Origin of the sequence: Pseudomonas sp. Os17 (assembly GCF_001547895.1) — a bacterium.
GTDB lineage: Bacteria > Pseudomonadota > Gammaproteobacteria > Pseudomonadales > Pseudomonadaceae > Aquipseudomonas.
The window spans coordinates 5633545-5649743 of sequence record NZ_AP014627.1; the positions used below are offsets into that span (position 1 = coordinate 5633545).

At 62.5% G+C, this 16199-nt stretch carries 14 protein-coding genes; 5 read left to right on the forward strand and 9 right to left on the reverse strand.

Annotated elements, in window-relative coordinates; translation table 11 throughout:
• Position 1: 1 nt before the first annotated feature.
• The 5 genes from POS17_RS24790 (at position 2) to POS17_RS24810 (ending at position 5673) form a co-directional block, all read left to right on the forward strand.
• Positions 2-679 carry a heavy metal response regulator transcription factor gene (locus POS17_RS24790; RefSeq protein ID WP_060840955.1) on the forward strand — a complete coding sequence of 226 codons (678 nt, stop codon included), beginning with the start codon at positions 2-4 and terminating at the stop codon, positions 677-679.
• The gene (locus POS17_RS24795; RefSeq protein ID WP_060840956.1) at positions 669-2033 is read left to right on the forward strand and encodes a heavy metal sensor histidine kinase; all 1365 of its coding nucleotides are present in this window, start codon (positions 669-671) and stop codon (positions 2031-2033) included. The genes POS17_RS24790 and POS17_RS24795 overlap by 11 nt, the downstream gene beginning before the upstream one ends.
• Positions 2034-2268: 235 nt before the next feature.
• Positions 2269-2493 carry a hypothetical protein gene (locus POS17_RS24800; RefSeq protein WP_060840957.1) on the forward strand — a complete coding sequence of 75 codons (225 nt, stop codon included), beginning with the start codon at positions 2269-2271 and terminating at the stop codon, positions 2491-2493.
• A gap of 190 nt (positions 2494-2683) precedes the next feature.
• On the forward strand, positions 2684-4009 hold the full coding sequence (locus POS17_RS24805; RefSeq protein WP_060840958.1) for an OprD family porin: 1326 nt from the start codon (positions 2684-2686) through the stop codon (positions 4007-4009).
• A 140-nt stretch (positions 4010-4149) separates the two neighbouring features.
• On the forward strand, positions 4150-5673 hold the full coding sequence (locus POS17_RS24810) for a sensor domain-containing diguanylate cyclase (RefSeq protein ID WP_060840959.1): 1524 nt from the start codon (positions 4150-4152) through the stop codon (positions 5671-5673).
• 67 nt (positions 5674-5740) lie between these two features.
• Here POS17_RS24810 and lpxC read toward each other — a convergent pair whose 3' ends face one another.
• From lpxC to murD, 9 genes are all read right to left on the reverse strand, one after another.
• A complete protein-coding gene (gene lpxC / locus POS17_RS24815; protein ID WP_011063304.1) occupies positions 5741-6652 on the reverse strand; it encodes a UDP-3-O-acyl-N-acetylglucosamine deacetylase in 912 nt (303 codons plus the stop codon).
• 112 nt (positions 6653-6764) lie between these two features.
• Positions 6765-7955: a cell division protein FtsZ gene (gene ftsZ, locus POS17_RS24820; RefSeq protein WP_060840960.1), complete on the reverse strand. Its 1191-nt coding sequence runs from the start codon at positions 7953-7955 to the stop codon at positions 6765-6767.
• Between the two features lie 72 nt (positions 7956-8027).
• The gene (gene ftsA, locus POS17_RS24825) at positions 8028-9287 is read right to left on the reverse strand and encodes a cell division protein FtsA (RefSeq protein ID WP_060840961.1); all 1260 of its coding nucleotides are present in this window, start codon (positions 9285-9287) and stop codon (positions 8028-8030) included.
• Between the two features lie 14 nt (positions 9288-9301).
• Positions 9302-10168, reverse strand: a complete 867-nt coding sequence (locus tag POS17_RS24830; RefSeq protein WP_016966667.1) for a cell division protein FtsQ/DivIB — start codon at positions 10166-10168, stop codon at positions 9302-9304.
• 4 nt (positions 10169-10172) lie between these two features.
• The gene (locus POS17_RS24835; protein WP_060840962.1) at positions 10173-11129 is read right to left on the reverse strand and encodes a D-alanine--D-alanine ligase; all 957 of its coding nucleotides are present in this window, start codon (positions 11127-11129) and stop codon (positions 10173-10175) included.
• On the reverse strand, positions 11126-12583 hold the full coding sequence (gene murC, locus POS17_RS24840) for a UDP-N-acetylmuramate--L-alanine ligase (protein ID WP_060840963.1): 1458 nt from the start codon (positions 12581-12583) through the stop codon (positions 11126-11128). Before murC ends, POS17_RS24835 begins: the two co-directional genes overlap by 4 nt.
• A complete protein-coding gene (murG, locus tag POS17_RS24845; RefSeq protein ID WP_060840964.1) occupies positions 12576-13646 on the reverse strand; it encodes an undecaprenyldiphospho-muramoylpentapeptide beta-N-acetylglucosaminyltransferase in 1071 nt (356 codons plus the stop codon). Before murG ends, murC begins: the two co-directional genes overlap by 8 nt.
• On the reverse strand, positions 13636-14853 hold the full coding sequence (gene ftsW / locus POS17_RS24850; RefSeq protein WP_016966663.1) for a putative lipid II flippase FtsW: 1218 nt from the start codon (positions 14851-14853) through the stop codon (positions 13636-13638). Before ftsW ends, murG begins: the two co-directional genes overlap by 11 nt.
• Positions 14850-16196, reverse strand: coding sequence for a UDP-N-acetylmuramoyl-L-alanine--D-glutamate ligase (gene murD, locus POS17_RS24855; protein WP_060840965.1), 1347 nt, complete (start codon positions 16194-16196; stop codon positions 14850-14852). The genes ftsW and murD overlap by 4 nt, the downstream gene beginning before the upstream one ends.
• Positions 16197-16199 lie beyond the last annotated feature (3 nt).

Here is a 16199-nt window from a genome sequence, read left to right on the forward strand (position 1 = left end):
CATGCGCGTTCTGATTATCGAAGACGAAGAAAAAACCGCGGACTATCTGCATCGCGGGCTGACCGAGCAGGGTTACACCGTTGACCTGGCCCGGGATGGCATCGAGGGGCTGCACCTGGCGCTGGAAAGCGACTACGCCGTGATCGTGCTGGATGTCATGCTCCCCGGCCTGGACGGTTTTGGCGTGCTGCGGGCCCTGCGCGCGCGCAAGCAGACCCCGGTGATCATGCTCACCGCCCGCGAGCGCGTCGAGGACCGGATCCGCGGCTTGCGCGATGGCGCCGACGATTACCTGGGCAAGCCCTTTTCCTTCCTTGAACTGGTGGCCCGCCTGCAGGCCCTGACCCGCCGCAGCGGTGGTCACGAGCCGGTACAGATCAGCATCGCCGACCTGTGGATCGATCTCATCAGCCGCAAGGCCAGCCGCGGCGGCAGCCGTCTGGACCTGACCGCCAAGGAGTTCTCCCTGCTCAGCGTGCTGGCCCGGCGCCAGGGCGAGATCCTGTCCAAGACCTCGATTGCCGAGATGGTCTGGGACATCAATTTCGACAGCGACGCCAATGTCGTCGAAGTGGCGATCAAGCGCCTGCGGGCCAAGCTCGACGGACCTTTCGAGCACAAGCTGCTACACACCATCCGCGGCATGGGTTATGTGCTGGAGAACCGCAGTGGCGAGTAACTCAATCGCCCTGCGCCTGAGCGGGCTGTTCACCCTGGTGGCCCTGCTGATCTTCCTGCTGATTGGCGGCGCCCTTTATCAACAGGTGGACAAGGGCCTGGGCCTGCTGCCGGAGGCCGAGCTGGACGCGCGCTACAGCGTGCTGGAGTCGGCCCTGAACCGCTACGGCAATCCGGAACACTGGGCCAAGATCAACGCCAAGCTCAAGCTGCTCAGCGAGGAAGACAGGCGCATCCGCTTCTGGGCGGTGAGCGCCGACCCCGGTTATGAATACGGCAACCCGGACCCGCAGATCCGTGCATTCGCCGAAGGCCCGTTGGGGATGCGCGACCTGAACCTGAGCGACCATCCCTATCCGTTGAAGGTGCTGGTCAGCCAGTTGCCGGCCAAGGAACAACGCCCGCCCCTGCGCTTTCTGATCGCCATCGAGACCGACACCGTTCACCAGACCCAGCACCAGTTGCTGATGGCGCTGATCGGCCTGGCCATCGTCGGCGTCGTGCTGGCCTCGGCCCTGGGTTACTGGGTGGCGCGGATCGGCCTCAAGCCGCTGATCAAGCTGTCCCAGGAGGCCCAGCGGCTGGCACCGCCACGGCTGTCCGGGCGCCTGCAACTCTCGCCCCTGCCACCGGAGCTGAGCCAGTTCGTCAACTCCTTCAACTCCACCCTGGAACGGGTCGAGCAGGCCTACTCGCGCCTGGAGTCGTTCAACGCCGACGTGGCCCATGAACTGCGCTCGCCACTGACCAACCTGATCGGTCAGACCCAGGTGGCCCTGACCCGTGGCCGCTCGGCGGAGCATTACTTCGAGGTGCTGCAATCCAACCTTGAAGAACTGGAACGGCTGCGCTCCATCGTCAACGATATGCTGTTCCTGGCCAGCGCCGACCAGGGCAGCAAGGCCACCAAGCTCACCAGTACCTCCCTGGCGGCGGAAGTGGCCACCACCCTGGACTACCTGGATTTCATCCTCGAAGACGCCCAGGTCCGGGTCGAGGTCCAGGGCGATGCCCAGGTGCACATCGAAATTGCCCACCTGCGCCGGGCCCTGATCAACCTGCTGAGCAATGCCGTGCAGCACACGGCGGCGGGCGAAGTGATCCGGGTGCGGATCGAGGTGCAGGAACATCAGGTGACGATCGCCGTGAGCAATCCGGGGCAGAGCATTGCCAGTGAACACCTGCCCAGGTTGTTCGAGCGCTTCTACCGGGTCGACGCCTCGCGCAGCAACAGCGGCGCCAATCATGGCCTGGGGCTGGCCATCGTCAAGGCCATCGCCCTGATGCACGGCGGCGACGTGTTCGTGCGCAGCGACCGGGGCATCAATACCTTTGGCCTGTATCTGCCTCTCTGACTCGCGGGTTCTCGGGCTCTCGGGTTCTGTGGGAGCCGGCTTGCCGGCGCAGGCGTCGACGAAGCGCACGCCCATCGCAATGACGCCCTGGCTGGCCAGCCAGGGCCGACAAGTTCGCGTCCACTGTTGTTTTTTTGGTAACAGTCCTTATCCTGTTCGGCTCTTTTTCCTGCCGCCCACTGGTTATATTTTTGTCGCACCGAATTGAACTTGCTCTGCAAGAAGGTCTTCAGAAATGTCCAACAGTATGGGTATCGCCAGCGCCTTTGTTTTGTCCTCTCTGTTCGTGGCGCCAATGGCCATGGCCGAGGAATCCCAGGGATTCGTGGCCAGAAATGCCGCACGCGCCGCCGCATTCGAACAAGCCCAGATCGCCCAGGCCGCCCAGCAGCAAAACAGTCAGCAAGCCCAGAAAGTCACAGCTGAGCAAAAACAGAGCGACGCTCGAAAAGACAGCTGAGCCGCGATACCGACTCGATTCCCTCGACAACTTCTCTGCTTTCAACCCCGGAGCAAGTTGTCTTAAAGCCGCTGACTTCAGCGGCTTTTTTTTGCCACGCAAGAACCCGCGCCACAGGCGTCGAGCCTGGGGCAAGCAACTCGCGATTTCACAATAAGAAACCCAGTTCATCCACCAAAGGAGCTACACGTTGTTCAGGATCTCACTGAAAGCCAGTCCACTATTCATTGCAATCGCTGCAACGATCCCCGCCTCGGCCCAGGCCGGCGAAGAGAGCAAGAGCGAAGGCTTTGTCGCCGGATCGAGCCTCAAGCTCAACGCGCGCAACTACTACATGAACCGCAACCGGCAGCAGCAGGCGGATGACAACATCGAATGGGGCCAGGGTTTGCTCGGTGTCTTCGAGTCCGGCTATACCCAGGGCACCCTGGGCTTCGGCCTGGATGCCAATGCCATGCTCGGTCTCAAGCTGGACGGCGGTGGCGGCACCAGCAACTCGAGCATCCTGCCCGTCAGCGACGGTGGCCAGCACAAGGCGCCGGGGTCGTTCTCCAGCGCCGGGGCCACCTTGAAGATGCGTGCCTTCGACACCGAGCTCAAGGCCGGCGACCTGTTCCTCAACAACCCGGTGATCGCCGGGGGCATGAGCCGCATGCTGCCGCAGACCTTCCGCGGCATCAGCCTGACCAACCGTAGCTTCGACGGCTGGATGATCGAGGGTGGCCAGGCCAGCTTCACCAAACCCTACAACCAGAGCGGACACAAACGCATCGGCAGCTCCTACGGCAGCCTGCGCGATGGTGACGAGAGCCGGCACCTGAACTGGGCCGGGGTGGCCTGGAGCGGCGTGCCGGGGCTGACCAGCAGCCTCTACGCCTCCGAACTCAAGGACATCTGGAACCAGTACTACTACGACCTGGACTACACCTACGCGGTCAACGACCTGGTCAGCCTCAACCCTGGCCTGCACGTCTATCACACCCAGGACACCGGCCAGGCCCTGCTGGGCCACATCGACAACAACACCTACAGCCTGCACTTCACCGTCGGCGTGGGCAGTCACAGCGTCACGGCCGCCTACCAGCGGGTCAACGGCAACACCCCGTTCGACTACATCGCCCAGGGTGACAGCATCTACCTGGACAACTCCCAGCAGTATTCGGACTTCAACGGTCCCAACGAGCGGTCGTGGAAGCTCAAGTATGCGTACGACTTTGCCGGCCTCGGCCTGCCGGGCCTGACTTCGTCGCTGTCCTACTCCCGCGGTGAACTGGACCTGACCAAGGTCGATCCGGACAGCCGTGGCTATGCCTCCTGGTACAGCGCCGACGGCAAGAACGCCAAGCACTGGGAGCGCGATCTGGACCTCAAGTACGTGGTCCAGGGCGGCAGCGCCAAGGACCTCGCCGTACGCCTGCAATGGGCGACCAACCGTGGCGGCAACGGCTATGGCGCGCTGGATAACGACACCGATGAATACCGAGTGATCGTCGACTACCCGATCAACGTCTTCTAAGGCGCTTCAGTCAAAAAGGCCGGCATGTTTTGCTGGCCTTTTTTGTATCCGGGATTTATACAGGCGCGACGGCGTGACCGATTTCTGTAACCCACGTCCACACTAGACTGACACCTGTCGACGTAGCAGAAATCAAAATCATGAGCGTGAGCAGTGCGCCCCCTCGCACAGGGAAAATCGCGTCAAAGACGGAACGCCTGGTGGTCCTGGCCAGTTCGCTGATCGTCGTGGCCATTCTCAGCATCGTCACCTACCTGTTGATCCGCGAACACGCGGCTGCCGAGCAGGCAGCGACCCGTGCCGCGAACAACATCGTGCAACTGATCGATGCCGATGTGTTGCGCAACGTCGAGCTCTACGACCTGTCCCTCAAGGGCCTGATCAACGCCACGCAACGCGACGACCTCAAGGGCATTTCGGCGTCCATCCGTCATCTGGCACTGTTCGACCGGGCCACCGCCGCGCCCTACAAGGGCGACATCCTGCTGCTGGACAGGCACGGCAACGTGCTGGCCGACTCGGCCTCGGTCGTGCCGCGCACAGGTAACTACGCCGATCGCGAGTACTTTCGATCGCACCTCGACAATCCGGACCCGGGCATGATGATCAGTCCGCCGTTCCGCGCGCGCACCACCGATCACGATTGGCGGATCAGCTTCAGCCGGCGGCTCAGCGATGAGCATGGCCAGTTCATTGGGGTAGCCGAGGCGGCCATGCGCCTGAGCTACTTCAATGAGCTGTTCAAGAATCTGGATATCGGTCGCAACGGCTCGATCAACCTGATCAGCCGCGATGGGGTGCTGCTGGCCCAACAGCCGCCCCTGGCGGATGACCTGATTGGCAAGAACTTCAGCAACCGTCCCAACTTCTTGCGCATCCTGCGCGAAGGCAATGGCAGCTTCAGAAGCGTTTCCAGTGTTGATCAGAGGCAACGGCTGTACACCTTTTCCCAGGTGGGCGATCTGCCGCTGATTGTGATTGTCGCGCTGTCCATCGATGAGGTCTTCGCGGCCTGGCAACGTACCGCGCTGCTGATCAGCGGTGCCACTGGGGGGCTGTGCATCGCTCTGTTCTGGTTGACCTGGCAACTGTGTCGCGAACTGCGGCGCCGACAGAACGCCGAGCAGGAGCTGGCACGCCTGGCAGCCGTCGATGCCCTCACCGGCGTGGCCAATCGCCGGACCCTGGACCAGGTGCTGAGCAACGAATGGGCCCGGGCCCGACGCACCCATCTGCCGTTGTCGCTGTTGATGATCGACGTCGATCACTTCAAATCCTTCAACGACCGCTTCGGCCATCCGCTGGGGGACCAGGCCCTGCGTGCGGTGGCGCAGTGCATCGACGCATGCGCCGGGCGGCCGTCGGACCTGGCGGCGCGCTATGGCGGCGAGGAATTTGCAGTTGTCCTGCCGGGGACCGACAGCGCTGGTGCCGCCGTCCTGGCGGAGAAGATCCGCGCCAGCATCGCCGCCTTGCCGGCCGTCAGCGCGCAGGCCACGCCACTGACCGTGAGCATTGGCATCAATACCTGGTCAGGCCATGCCGAGATCGCTCTGGAACAATGGGTAAGCGACGCCGACAAGGCGCTGTATCAGGCCAAATCCAGCGGTCGCAATCGGGTGGTTTCCAACATGTCCTACAGCGGCTACCCGCGCAGCGCCTGAAACCTTGGGCATAAAAAAAGGCCATCCGGGGGGATGGCCTTCAAAAACAAAAGGAAAGAGAGAGTACTTACACGGCCGCGACCGGACGCATGTAAGAGATCGGTGCAGTACTGGCGTCTTCGAAGGTCACGACTTCCCAGGCATCTTTCTGCTCAATCAACTTGCGCAGTAGCTGGTTGTTCAGTGCGTGGCCCGACTTGAAGCCTTTGAACTCGCCTATCAGGCTATTGCCCAGCAGGTAGAGGTCACCAATTGCATCCAGGATCTTGTGCTTGACGAATTCGTCTTCGTAACGAAGGCCGTCTTCATTCAGTACGCCATCCGAATCGACCACAATGGCGTTTTCCACGCTGCCGCCGAGTGCGAGGTTGTGCTTGCGCAGGTACTCGATATCACTCATGAAACCAAAGGTACGGGCGCGGCTGACTTCTTTTACAAACGAAGTGCTGGAGAAGTCCACGCTTGCACTCTGGGTGCGGTCACGGAAAACCGGGTGATCGAAATCGATCTCGAAGCTCACTTTAAAACCATCGAAAGGCACGAAAGTGGCGCGCTTGTCGCCGTCTTCCACGGTCACTTCACGAAGGATGCGGATGAACTTTTTAGCTGCGTCCTGTTCTTCGAGGCCAGCAGATTGAATCAGGAATACGAAGGGTCCGGCACTGCCATCCATGATCGGGACTTCGGACGCGGAGAGCTCGACGTAGGCGTTATCGATGCCCAGGCCAGCCATGGCCGAGAGCAAGTGCTCCACCGTGTCCACTTTGACGTCACCGTTGACCAGAGTGGTCGACATCGTGGTTTCGCCAACATTTTCCGCGCGAGCAGGAATCTGCACCACAGGGTCCAGGTCGGCACGACAAAACACAATGCCGGTGTCGACAGGCGCAGGCTTGAGGGTCAGGTAAACCTTCTCCCCGGAATGCAGGCCTACACCTGTGGCACGGATAATATTCTTCAGGGTGCGTTGTTTAATCATGGCTTGGGCCGCTTCAGCGCAAATTGCGAACTGGTATCAACAAAGGCTGGCGATAATAGCAGACCATGCCTTTGCTGAACACCAATCACCCTAATACCCCTGATACATTCCATCAATCGGCCTGACGACGCAGGAATGCCGGGATGTCCAGGTAATCCAGATCATCTTGCGGATTCAGCTTCGCCGCGGTCGCCGCGTTCGACTGCGCCTGATTGCGCATGACGGTCGGACGATCCAGGTCACGGTAGTTCACCGACGGCAGTTCCTGACGAGCAGGAGCCGGTTGCGACTGCGCGGACATGGAAGTCTGAACGGTGTTGTCGATGACCTTCACAGGCTTCTCGATTTTCGCGCCCAGGCCGGTGGCCACTACGGTTACATGCAGCTCGTCACGCATGTCCGGATCGATAACGGTACCGACCTTGACCATGGCGTGTTCGGAAGCGAAGGCTTCGATGATGCTACCCACGTCGGAGTACTCACCCAGGGACAGGTCGGGACCTGCGGTGATGTTCACCAGGATGCCGCGTGCACCTTCCAGGTTCACGTCTTCCAGCAGCGGGTTGCGGATCGCCGCTTCAGTGGCTTCACGTGCACGGTTAGGACCGCTGGCGCAGCCAGTGCCCATCATCGCCATGCCCATTTCGCTCATCACGGTGCGTACGTCGGCGAAGTCGACGTTGATCATGCCCGGACGCTTGATGATGTCGGAGATACCGCGAACGGCACCGGCCAACACGTCGTCAGCCTTGGCGAAAGCCGACAGCAGGCTGGCGTCCTTGCCGAGGATGGTCAGCAACTTCTCGTTGGGAATGGTGATCAACGAGTCGACGCTTTCGCTCAGCGCGCGGATGCCCTCATCGGCGATCTGCATGCGCTTGCGGCCTTCGAACGGGAACGGACGGGTCACCACCGCGACGGTGAGGATGCCCATTTCCTTGGCCACTTCAGCAATGATTGGCGCTGCACCGGTACCGGTACCGCCGCCCATGCCGGTGGTGATGAACACCATGTTGGTGCCCGCCAGTACTTCGGCGATACGCTCGCGGTCTTCCAGAGCGGCTTGACGGCCGACTTCCGGATTGGCGCCAGCACCCAGGCCCTTGGTCACGCCGGTACCCAGTTGCAGGATGGTCCGCGCGCCGATGTTTTTCAGCGCTTGAGCATCAGTGTTGGCGCAGATGAACTCGACGCCTTCGATGTTGCTCTTGACCATGTGATTGACCGCGTTGCCGCCGCCACCGCCAACACCGATAACCTTGATTACCGGACTCTGCGGGATGTTGTCTACGAGTTCGAACATTTTCCCTCTCCTTTCATTTCTCTAGTTTTTCGCCTACTGCCTACTGCTTTGAAACGGTGTTGCGGTAAATCTTTAGAAGTTGCCCTGGACCCAGCTCTTGATGCGATCCAGCAACGCGGCCTTGGGCTCGTCGCTGCTGTAGCTGTCGCGGCTGCCGATGCCGGAGAACGAGATGCCGTCGGACTGTTTCTGCAGTCCGTACAGCAGCAAGCCGACACCGGTGGAATAGATCGGGTTGCGCACCACGTCGGACAGGCCCTTGACACTGTGGGGCACGCCCAGGCGAACCGGCATGTGGAAAATTTCCTCGGCCAGTTCCACCGCACCTTCCATCTTCGAAGTGCCGCCGGTGAGCACGATGCCCGCCGGGATCAGGTCTTCGTAGCCGCTGCGACGCAGCTCGGCCTGGATCAGGGTGAACAGCTCGTCGTAACGCGGCTCGACCACTTCGGCCAGGGCCTGGCGCGACAGCTCGCGCGGCGGACGATCGCCGACGCTCGGCACCTTGATGGTCTCGCCGGCGCCAGCCAGCTTGGCCAGGGCGCAGGCGTAACGGATCTTGATCTCTTCGGCGTACTGGGTCGGCGTGCGCAAGGCCATGGCGATGTCGTTGGTCACCTGATCGCCGGCAATCGGGATCACCGCGGTGTGACGGATCGCGCCTTCGGTGAAGATCGCCATGTCGGTGGTGCCGCCGCCGATGTCCACCAGGCATACACCCAGCTCTTTCTCGTCGTCGGTGAGTACCGAATAGGCCGAAGCCAGTTGTTCGAGGATGATGTCGTCAATTTCCAGGCCGCAGCGACGCACGCACTTCTCGATGTTCTGCGCGGCATTCACCGCGCAGGTCACCACGTGCACCTTGGCTTCCAGGCGCACGCCGGACATGCCCAAAGGCTCGCGCACGCCTTCCTGGTTATCGATCACGTAATCCTGCGGCAGGGTGTGCAGGACCCGCTGGTCAGCCGGGATCGCCACGGCCTGTGCCGCATCCAGTACCCGCTCCAGGTCCGCTGCGCTGACTTCACGGTCGCGGATCGCCACGATGCCGTGGGAGTTCAGGCTGCGGATGTGATTGCCCGCCACGCCGACGAACGCCGAGTGGATGCGGCAGCCCGCCATCAGTTGCGCCTCTTCCACCGCGCGCTGGATCGACTGCACGGTGGACTCGATATTCACCACCACGCCCTTCTTCAGGCCGCGGGAAGGATGGGTGCCGATGCCGACGATTTCCAGCGAGCCATCGGCCGCGACTTCGCCCACCAGCGCCACCACCTTGGAGGTGCCGATATCCAGGCCGACGATCATTTTGCCGCTTTGCACATTTGCCATGGTCCTGCCTCTTCTTAATTCTTCGCGACGGCAGGTTGCGCCGTCGTGGGTGCCGCCGGATCGCGCCAGCCCACGGCCAGGCCGTTGGCATAGCGCAGATCGATGCGCGCGATGTTCGTGATCTGTTCTTTCAGCGTTTTTTCATAAATGGCAATGAAGCGGCGCATCTTCTCCACCAGATGATCGCGGCCCAAGAGCAACTCGATACCGGGACCGGCACTGCCGGCACCGGTGGTCAGGAACCAACTGCCGCGCTCGCGCAGCTCCAGACGGGCGATCGAAAAGCCCAGCGGCCGCAGCATCTGGCTCAACACCTGATACTGCTGCATCACTTGCTGCTGGGCCCGCTGCGGCCCAAACAACTGCGGCAAGTGTTCGTAGTTCGCCAGTTCACGCGGGGTGAAGGCCTGGCCCTGGTTGTTCAACAGCGCCTCGTCGCCCCAACGGGCCACCGGCAATTGTTCTTCCAGGCGAATCACAACCTGGTCCGGCCACACCCGACGAACTTCGGCGTGGGCGATCCAGGGCATCTGTTCCAGCTCGGTGCGCATGCTCGCCAGGTCGATGGTGAAGAAGCTCGCCGCGACATAGGGCGCGATCCGCTGCTGCACCGCCTGCTGGCTGATGTAGCTCAAGTCCCCCTGCACCGCGATCTTGGTGATCGGCCGGTCGGCGTATGGCAGCAAGCGCTGGGCACCTTCATAGGTGCCAAACCCCAGCGCCACCAGCAGTACCGGCCAGAACAGGCTTTTCAGAAAGCCGAAGTTGGCTTTCGGCAGGCGCACCGACATCGGCTCTTTGGCCACCATGCGGCTGGCACCCCGCGGCACCGGCTTGCGGCCGGGTGCGGGTTGCTGATGACGAAGCGACGCGCCTTGCATGGACTTAACCTCTCGCCTCAAGACTGGCTGCCAGGATGGCCAGGACCAACTGCTGGAAATCCAGACCGGCCGCACGGGCGGCCATCGGCACCAGACTGTGATCGGTCATCCCGGGAGCGGTGTTGACTTCCAGGAACCAGAACTGCCCCTGGGCGTCCTGCATCACATCGGCACGTGCCCAACCGGCAATACCGAGCGCCTCACAGGCTTTCGCCGTGAGGTCCATCAGTTCCTGTTCCTTGGTGCTATCGAGGCCGCATGGAATCCGGTACTGGGTATCGGAAGCCAGGTACTTGGCGTCGTAGTCGTAAAACGTGTGAGGAGTGCCCAGGGCGATCGGTGGCAGCACCTGACCACGCAGGGTCGCGATGGTGAACTCGGGACCCTGGATCCATTGCTCGACCAACACTTGCGAATCGTAGGTACTGGCCGCCTTCCATGCGTCGATCAACTCGGGCGCGGAAGTCACCTTGGCCATACCGATACTGGAGCCTTCATGAGCCGGTTTGACGATCAAAGGCAGGCCCAGTTCCGCCACCGCGGAAATACAGTCGGCTTCCGAGCTCAGGACCGCGTGACGCGGCGTCGGAATGCCCAGGCTGTGCCACACCTGCTTGGTGCGCAGCTTGTCCATGGCCAGGGCCGACGCCAGGATGCCACTGCCGGTATAAGGAATGCCCAGGCACTCCAGCAGACCTTGCATGCTGCCGTCTTCACCGCCACGGCCGTGAAGAATGATGAAGGCGCGATCGATCTTCTCGCTCAAGAGACGCTGCAGCAGATCGTCGCCGACGTCGATGCCGAAAGCGTTCACGCCGCCGCTCTGCAGGGCTTCAAGCACGGCCTTGCCGGACTTCAGCGAAACTTCGCGCTCGGCGCTCTTGCCGCCATAGAGCACGGCAACCCGGCCGAAGTCGCCCGGGGCCACGGTGGAGAACAGCTTGGCGTAGGCAGCCGTCATTTCGACACTCCCTTGCCCGCGGCCACAGCGCCGTCGAACAACGGGCTGTTGAGCAGTTTGGGCGCCAGACCGCCGATATCACCGGCGCCCTGACACAGCAGAATGTCGCCGGCACGCAGCAGCGGCTTGACCAACGGCGCCAGATCGACGCCACGCTCGATGTAGATCGGATCCAACTGGCCACGCTGACGGATGCTATGGCACAGCTGGCGACTGTCCGCCCCGGGAATCGGCTCTTCACCGGCCGGGTAGACCTCCATCAACAGCAAGACGTTGGCATCGGCCAGCACCTGCACGAAATCGTCATACAGATCGCGGGTACGGCTGAAGCGGTGCGGCTGGTAGACCATCACCAGGCGGCGCTCCGGCCAACCGCCACGCACGGCCTTGATCACCGCGGCGACCTCGGTCGGGTGGTGACCGTAGTCGTCCACCAACATGACGTTGCCGCCGTCCACCGGCAGCTCGCCGTAGACCTGGAAGCGCCGGCCCACGCCCTGGAAGCCCGACAGGCCCTGGACAATGGCTTCGTCGCTGATGCCCTCATCGGTGGCGATGCAGATGGTCGCCAGGGAATTGAGCACGTTGTGGTTGCCCGGCATGTTCACCGAGACATCCAGCGGCTCGCGATCGCGGCGCAGCACGGTGAAAAAGGTCTGCATGCCTTGCTGGCGAACATTGATCGCGCGCACGTCAGCTTCTTCGCTGAAGCCGTAGGTCACGGTCGGACGCTTGACCTGCGGCAGGATATCGCGCACCACCGGATCGTCCAGGCACATCACCGCCAGGCCGTAGAACGGCAGGTTGTGCAGGAAGTCGACGAAGGTTTTCTTCAGTTTGTTGAAGTCACCGTCGTAGGTCGCCATATGGTCGGCGTCGATATTGGTGACCACCGCCACCAGCGGCTGCAGATGCAGGAAGCTGGCATCGCTTTCGTCGGCTTCGGCAATCAGGTAACGGCTGGTGCCCAGCTGTGCATTGGTGCCCGCGGCGTTGAGCCGGCCACCGATGACGAACGTCGGGTCCAGGCCGCCGGCGGCGAACACCGAAGCCAGCAGGCTGGTGGTGGTGGTCTTGCCGTGCGTACCAGCCACGGCAACGCCGTGACGGTAGCGCATCAGTTCAGCAAGCATCTCCGCCCGCGGCACCACCGGAATACGTCGTTCCAGTGCAGTGGCGACTTCCGGGTTGGAGGTGTTCACAGCGCTGGAAACCACCAGTACATCGGCGTTCGCGGCGTTCTCGGCACGGTGTCCGATGAAAATCTGCGCGCCAAAGGATTCCAGGCGCTCGGTGACCGGCGACGCCTTGAGATCGGAACCCGAGACCTGGTAACCCAGGTTGAGCAGCACTTCGGCGATCCCGCACATGCCCACGCCGCCGATACCGACGAAGTGGATACGGCGGATGCGGCGCATTTCCGGCTGCGGCATGGCTTTCTGGTTCTCAACCATGAGCCACCTCCAGGCAGATATTCACCACATCCAGGGTGGCATCGGGTTTGGCCAGGCGGCGTGCGGCCTGGGCCATCTTGTCGAGTCGTTCTGGTTGCATCAAAACCTCTGTCAGGCGAGCGGCAAGGTCCGCTGCACCAGTCGTTCTTTGCGGCATCAGGAAAGCGGCGCCTTCACGAGCCAAATATTCGGCGTTGCGGGTCTGGTGATCGTCGATCGCATGGGGCAGCGGCACCAGCATCGAGGGCAGACCGGCGGCGGCCAGTTCGCTGACGGTCAGCGCGCCTGCGCGACAGACCACCAGGTCGGCCCAGCCATAGGCTTGGGCCATGTCTTTGATAAAGGGCTGCACCTGCGCTTCGACGCCGGCGGCGCGATAGCGCTCTGCAGTGACTTCATCGTGGTTTTTTCCGGCCTGATGGAAGACCTCCGGACGCAGCTCGGGGGCGAGCTGTGCCAGGGCTTCCGGCAGTAACTTGTTCAACGGCTCTGCCCCCAGGCTTCCGCCCAGAATCAGCAAACGCGCCTTGCGTCCGGCCAGCGCCTCGCGCGGTGTTTCGAGGAACAGTTCGGTGCGAACCGGATTGCCCGTGGTGCGGCGGCTGCCGGACGCCCCGAAGGTGTCCGGGAAAGCTTCGCAGACTCGCGCGGCCAAAGGCACCAGCAGCCGATTGGCGGTACCGGCAACCGCGTTCTGTTCGTGAACGATGACCGGCACTCCGGACAACTTGGCGGCAACACCGCCAGGACCGGTCACATAACCACCAAAACCCAGCACACAGACCGGATTGAGCTGACGAATAATCCTTCGGGCCTGAAGCACCGCCTTGATCAGGACGAACGGCGCCTTGAGCAGGGACAGCTTGCCCTTGCCACGCAAACCGGTGACGTTGATCAGGTGCAACGGCAGGCCCGCAGCCGGAACCAGCTCGTTCTCGATTCCCCGGGGGGTACCCAGCCAGTGCACGCTGTAGCCACGGGCCTGGAACTCGCGGGCACAGGCCAGCGCCGGGAACACGTGGCCACCGGTGCCGCCAGCCATGATCAGCACGTTAGCGCCCATGGAGCGGCTCCTCGGCAAAGTCACTTTCACTGAACTCCATCTCTTCGCTGCCCAGGTGAGTCCTGCTCTCCCACTCGATGCGCAGCAGCAGGCCAAGACAGGCGCAGCAGATCACCAACGAACTGCCGCCATAGCTGAGGAACGGCAGGGTCAGACCCTTGGTCGGCAACAGGCCGACGTTCACGCCGATATTGATCAGGAACTGGCCGATCCACAGGAACGACAGGCCATAAGCCACATAAGCGGCAAAAAACTGCTTGGCTTTCTCGGCCCACAGACCGATGTACATGCCGCGGATACAGACGAACACGAACAACGCCACCGTGCACAGGGAACCCACGGCACCCAGCTCTTCGGCCAGGACCGAGAACACGAAGTCGGTGTGGGCTTCCGGCAGGTAGAACTGTTTCTGCACGCTGTTGCCCAGGCCGACGCCCAGCCACTCACCGCGACCAAAGGCGATCAGCGCCTGGGACAACTGATAACCGGCGCCGAACTGGTCGGCCCAGGGGTCGGCAAAGTTGGTCAGACGCGCCATCCGATAGGGCTGCATCTGAATCAGCAGGACCACCGCCGCCACCGCCAGGACCACCATCAGGGAAAAGCGGAACAGCCCGACACCGCCGAGGAACAGCATGGCCGCAGCGGCGCCCATCATGACCACAGTGGCGCCGAAGTCCGGCTCCATCAGCAACAGCCCGGCCATCGGCAGCAGCACGATGAACGGCTTGAAGAAACCCATCCAGCTTTCCCGTACTTCCTTCTGCCGTCGCACCAGGTAGCCGGCGAGGTAGATCACCACAAATACCTTGGCAATCTCCGAAGGCTGGACGTTGAAGAAGCTGAAGCCGATCCAGCGCATCGAACCGTTCACTTCGCGGCCGATCCCCGGAATGATCACCATCACCAGCAGACCGAAGGCCCCGATCAGCATCATCCAGCCCAAGCGCTGCCAGGTGGCGATCGGAATCATCATGGTGACGATGCAGGCACCCAGCCCCAGCACGATGTAGATCAGGTGGCGAATCATGTAGTACAGGGCACTGCCCGACTGCGCCGCCGCCACTTCGGTGGAGGCCGAGGCAATCATCACCAGCCCCAGGCCCAGCAGGGTCAGACAGCCGGCGAGCATCGGGAAATCAAGGTCGATGCCGCGCCCGGTGATCAGCGGGGACGGATAAGGCTTGATGATGTTTCTCAAGTTCATGCCAGCTCCTCCACGACACGGACGAACTGGTGACCACGGTCTTCGTAATTCTTGAACATGTCGAAACTGGCGCAGGCAGGCGACAACAGCACCACGTCGCCAGGCTGTGCGACAGCGCGGCATTGCGCGACCGCCTCGACCAGCGAGCCGGCACGAATCAGCGGCACGGCATCCCCGATCGCGGCACCGATCTTGTCGGAGTCGCGGCCCATCAGGATCACCGCGCGGCAGTTGGCCGCCACCGGATCACGCAGGTCCTTGAACTCGGCGCCCTTGCCGTCGCCGCCGGCGATCAGCACGATCTTGCCGTCGATGTCGGCACCCAGGCCTTCGATGGCGGCCAATGCGGCGCCGACGTTGGTGGCCTTGGAGTCGTTGTAATAACCCACGCCATCCACATCCCGCACCCACTGGCAACGGTGTTCAAGGCCGGCGAAAGTGCGCAGGGCCGAAAGCATGGCGTCGAACGGCAAGCCCACGGCATGCCCCAGGGCCAGGGCCGCGAGAGCGTTGGACTGGTTGTGGGCGCCGCGGATCTTCAGTTCGCGCACCGGCAGCAGATTCTGGAATTCGAAGGCCAGGTACTTCTCGCCATTCTCTTCCCGCAGGCCGAAGCCCTTGAAGTCCGGCTTGCCCAGGCCGAAGCTCCAGCACGGCAGATTCTCGCTCAGCAGCGGCCGGGTCAGGGCGTCCTGACGATTGACCACCACTTGCCGCGCACCACGGAAGATCCGGTGCTTGGCCAGGTGATAGGCCGGCAGGCCGCTGTAGCGGTCCATATGGTCTTCGCTGATGTTCAGCACAGTGGCCACTTCGGCACCCAGCTGATCGGTGGTTTCCAGCTGGAAGCTGGAGAGCTCCATCACGTACAGCTCGACGTCGTCGCTCAGCAGGTCCAGGGCCGGGGTGCCCAGGTTGCCGCCCACAGCGACACGTTTGCCCGCGGCGGCGGCCATCTCGCCCACCAGAGTGGTCACGGTGCTCTTCGCGTTGGAACCGCTGATGGCAACGATCGGCGCCTTCGCGTTACGCGCGAACAGCTCGATGTCGCCGGACAATTTCACGCCACGGGCAGCAGCGGCCTGCAGGGCCGGAGTCGCCAGGGCCAGACCGGGGCTCACGTAGAGCTCGTCGGCGCGGCACAGGAAATCGACATCCAGCTCGCCACAACGCACTTCCACCTGGGGATAGTCACGACGCAACGTGGCCAGCTCCGGTGGATTTTCCCGCGTATCGGCCACCGCAAAAGCAACGCCCCGGTGCGCCAGGAAGCGAACCAGGGACATGCCGCTCTTGCCGAGGCCGACAACGATGCGGAAGTGGTCAGAAGCGATCAGAGACACTCG

Coding starts and splice junctions, on each gene's coding strand:
- POS17_RS24790 (WP_060840955.1), top strand. CDS start 2: ATGCGCGTTCTGATTATCGAAGACGAAGAAAAAACCGCGGACTATCTG.
- POS17_RS24800 (WP_060840957.1), top strand. CDS start 2,269: ATGTCCAACAGTATGGGTATCGCCAGCGCCTTTGTTTTGTCCTCTCTG.
- POS17_RS24810 (WP_060840959.1), top strand. CDS start 4,150: ATGAGCGTGAGCAGTGCGCCCCCTCGCACAGGGAAAATCGCGTCAAAG.
- lpxC (WP_011063304.1), bottom strand. CDS start 6,652: ATGATTAAACAACGCACCCTGAAGAATATTATCCGTGCCACAGGTGTA.
- ftsZ (WP_060840960.1), bottom strand. CDS start 7,955: ATGTTCGAACTCGTAGACAACATCCCGCAGAGTCCGGTAATCAAGGTT.
- ftsA (WP_060840961.1), bottom strand. CDS start 9,287: ATGGCAAATGTGCAAAGCGGCAAAATGATCGTCGGCCTGGATATCGGC.
- POS17_RS24830 (WP_016966667.1), bottom strand. CDS start 10,168: ATGCAAGGCGCGTCGCTTCGTCATCAGCAACCCGCACCCGGCCGCAAG.
- POS17_RS24835 (WP_060840962.1), bottom strand. CDS start 11,129: ATGACGGCTGCCTACGCCAAGCTGTTCTCCACCGTGGCCCCGGGCGAC.
- murC (WP_060840963.1), bottom strand. CDS start 12,583: ATGGTTGAGAACCAGAAAGCCATGCCGCAGCCGGAAATGCGCCGCATC.
- murG (WP_060840964.1), bottom strand. CDS start 13,646: ATGGGCGCTAACGTGCTGATCATGGCTGGCGGCACCGGTGGCCACGTG.
- ftsW (WP_016966663.1), bottom strand. CDS start 14,853: ATGAACTTGAGAAACATCATCAAGCCTTATCCGTCCCCGCTGATCACC.